This is a genomic window from Nostoc sp. PCC 9305 (genome assembly GCF_963920915.1).
Lineage (GTDB): Bacteria > Cyanobacteriota > Cyanobacteriia > Cyanobacteriales > Nostocaceae > Nostoc.
In genome coordinates this window covers 1-3,262 of record NZ_CAWUDN010000220.1, presented here as the reverse complement: position 1 = coordinate 3,262, position 3,262 = coordinate 1, and the positions used below count along the sequence as shown (strand labels likewise).

Sequence of the window (3,262 nt, the reverse complement as noted above, 5' to 3'; positions counted from 1 at the left end):
TGGGTTGGTTTACTCACTGCTGCTACTGTACTTCAGAAGACTGATAATCGCTATAGCAACAATCAAAGAGAGTGTTTCTGTAGCACGCAATTACTGTGATGATGTAGAGTGGAGTGCTTTTGATGCTCCCAGAAGTGAGCCAGATTTTTTGTGTAAATCAATTGAAACTGCAATCAAGAGTGGTGCTACGACTGTTAGTATTCCTGATAGCTTAGGTTTGGCATCGCCAGAAGAGTTTTCGCAACTTTTGCAAATGATTTTTAATCGAGTACCCAATATTAACGAAGTTGTAGTTTCAGTACACTGTCATGATGATTTGGGTATGGCGGTAGATAATTCACTCATTGCTTTAAGTTGTGGCGTGAGGCAAATTGAATGTGCAATTAATGGTTTGGGTGCGAGGAAAGGTAACGCAGATTTCAGTAAAGTTGTGATAGAGGTTTTAAAACAGGGGAATTATCAACTTGATATTGACACTTCCTTGATGAGTAAAGCAGCAGAGTTAATTTTTCAAATAACTGGGATAGGAGAGTATTATTGATATTCCTCTTTACTATGATCGCGGCTTTTCTGGCATAGCATTCAATGATGGTTGGACAACTTCATTACCTGGATCTACTGCCTTTGCTCCTCTTGAAGCTTGTCTTATAGCATTCAATGATGGTTGGACAACTTCATTATCTACCAAGACATTGGTATTAGTACTGTTATTCAAGCTATTCGCTAGTTTTCTACGAAGTGACTCTAAAAACATAGTATCATTACCAAGATCGGAAGCCTCATCTTCATTGGTATCTTCGATTTCATTGAGTCGCTCTTGGTATTTCTCAATCAGGCTATCAATGGCTTCAATAATAAACTTTATGTCTTTAAACGACAGATTCATTTTAATTTTCCTAGATACAATAGCGATCTGGACACCAAAACCTCAGTTAAATTAAAAATAAAAAATTCTTTAATATTGTCAACATTAACTTACTTTATAGAATAATTCACCTACCAATTTCAAGGCTGCTTTGTATTCGTCTATCAACATCGCTCTAGAAGGTTTCCATAACCAGTGGTTATGGTGGTCATTGATCAATTCTATTTGCTCTGGAATTTCAGTATTAGACTCTAGTTTCCACCAGTTTTTACCATATCCTTGAGTGGTAAATGTAGATACTCCTCCCGGCGATGTCCCATCTGGTAAAGTAGTCACGACCCAGACTTGACCATCTTTATTATAGCTGGCAATATCCTTGTCAGGTCTAACATTCTCCATTCTAGGAGAATTAGCATTACCTTGCCGATAGAGAGCAATTGGTGTTTTTGCCATTCAGTGAGTGTCGAGTTAGGACTATCATATTTTGAATAGCATACTGGTTTTAGTAACGGGTAATAAGTAATTTTTTAACTCTTACCTATTAACCGTTACCACACTTAACTGACTACCGCTTCAGCTTTTTCCTCTACTTTTTCCTTCACTAGCACGTAAGGCGTTTCTGCACCTTGTGCTAAATATTCAGTTAGCTGACTTTCAATTTGATCGCGCACAATTTGGCGATACTCTAGAAAATGCTCGTTATGGGCACAAGCAGCGATGTAATGTTCAATAACTCCAGGGTTACGCTTGAGAATGCTGAACAAATGATGCCAGAATTTCCAGCGGGTTTCCCGTTTGATTCCTTGTCGCCAAATCACAATCAGCAACGCTTTTATAACTATCCACTCTGGCATTTTTGCTGGGGCTTTCCAACTCGGCAAACCCATCATCAAGAAACAGCGATAGGTGCGATCTAAGTACTGTATTGGGTCGTATAAAGTACAGAACGCTTCAATATATTCTCTGGCAAGTTCTTCCAGGGGACGAGTGGGCAGGAAGTTCATCAATGTTGTTTGGTTGATGTTGCCATCTTGATTTTCCCGTAATCTTCCTTCCTTTTTCAGGCGATGCCAAAGCGCAGTGTTAGGTAACGCTTGTAACATGGCAAAAGTCGTTGAGGGAATTGCTGCTTGTTCAGCAAAGCGGACAATGCGATCGCCTGCACCTGCTTTTTCGCCATCAAAGCCGATAATAAACCCAGCCATTGGGCGCAATCCCGCTTTGATGATGGTTTCCACTGCCTCAGTTAGAGAACTGCGAGTATTTTGAAACTTCTTGGTCATTTGCAAACTATCCTCATCCGGCGTTTCGATTCCCAAAAACACCGCCGAGAAACCACACTCAACCATCAACTCCAACATTTCTGCATCTTGTGCCAAGTCAATTGAAGCTTCAGTGTCAAATCGGAAGGGATATTTGTGTTCTGCCATCCAGACTTTTAACTCTTTCAGCAACAATTTCACATTTCGCTTGTTGCCAATAAAGTTGTCATCCACCATGAATACACCCCGCCGCCAACCCAATTCATAGAGGTAATCTAACTCTGCTAAAAGTTGGGCAGGGGTTTTGGTGCGCGGTTTGCGCCCGTAGAGAACAATAATGTCGCAAAATTCGCATTGGAAGGGACACCCACGCGAAAACTGTACCGACATCATGTCATAAGCGTTCAATTCTAATAAATCAAAGCGGGGTATTGGTGTGCTAGTGACATCAGGTTTTTCTGTGGCGCGAAAAGTGCCAGATGTGTCTCCCCTTTTTACTGCCTCAATAAACATGGGCAGCGTGATTTCGCCTTCATCCAGAATCAGAAAATCTGCGCCAACATTTTCAACTTCGTGAGGTACAGAGGTGGGGTAGGGGCCGCCAACTGCGACTAACTTACCACGTTTTTTTGCTTCCTGGATTTGGTCAAGTAAATCTTGTTTCTGGACAATCATCGCAGAGAGAATTACTATATCTGCCCATGCCCATTCTGCTTCTGTTGCGGGGCGGATGTTGCGATCGACCAGCTTGAATTCCCATTCTTGGGGCAAAATCGCGGCTACTGTTACTAAACCCAGAGGTGGTAATAAAACCTTGCGATCGACTAACTCCAAGATTTTTTCATAAGACCAAAAGGTTTTGGGAAATATTGGATACACTAACAAGATTCGCATGTAGTATCAATCCTCACACTTTGATTATTATCCCACTCTAACGAAAATAAAGAGTTATTGACTTTTTATTAAAGTTGTTTTATCTTACCATTGATATTTTTACCTCAAGTGACAACTCTCACTGCTAACTGCGAGCAGTGTAGTGAGAATATCTCAAACTTACGAATTAGACTGGTTGACTATTGTCTAAGCCTAGTAAACTCAACGAGGTTGTCACCAACCCCGTTGGTCTTCAAAACCG

Annotated in this window: 3 protein-coding genes and 1 pseudogene; 1 reads left to right on the top strand and 3 read right to left on the bottom strand. The window is 41.0% G+C overall.

Annotation, left to right across the window (positions count from 1 at the left end; genetic code table 11):
• Positions 1–541, top strand: a pseudogene (locus ACM0OX_RS35355) (2-isopropylmalate synthase); the annotation flags it as partial.
• 12 nt (positions 542–553) lie between these two features.
• Here ACM0OX_RS35355 and ACM0OX_RS35350 read toward each other — a convergent pair.
• From ACM0OX_RS35350 to ACM0OX_RS35340, 3 genes are all read right to left on the bottom strand, one after another.
• On the bottom strand, positions 554–886 hold the full coding sequence (locus ACM0OX_RS35350) for a hypothetical protein (protein ID WP_414519839.1): 333 nt from the start codon (positions 884–886) through the stop codon (positions 554–556).
• Between the two features lie 84 nt (positions 887–970).
• The gene (locus ACM0OX_RS35345; RefSeq protein WP_414519838.1) at positions 971–1,318 is read right to left on the bottom strand and encodes a hypothetical protein; all 348 of its coding nucleotides are present in this window, start codon (positions 1,316–1,318) and stop codon (positions 971–973) included.
• 104 nt (positions 1,319–1,422) lie between these two features.
• Entirely contained in the window at positions 1,423–3,021 is a 1,599-nt protein-coding gene (locus tag ACM0OX_RS35340; RefSeq protein WP_414519836.1) for a B12-binding domain-containing radical SAM protein, read from the bottom strand.
• Positions 3,022–3,262 lie beyond the last annotated feature (241 nt).

Excerpts from the sequence above, each read along its gene's own strand:
- ACM0OX_RS35345 (WP_414519838.1), bottom strand. The coding sequence starts at position 1,318 with ATGGCAAAAACACCAATTGCTCTCTATCGGCAAGGTAATGCTAATTCT.
- ACM0OX_RS35340 (WP_414519836.1), bottom strand. The coding sequence starts at position 3,021 with ATGCGAATCTTGTTAGTGTATCCAATATTTCCCAAAACCTTTTGGTCT.
- ACM0OX_RS35350 (WP_414519839.1), bottom strand. The coding sequence starts at position 886 with ATGAATCTGTCGTTTAAAGACATAAAGTTTATTATTGAAGCCATTGAT.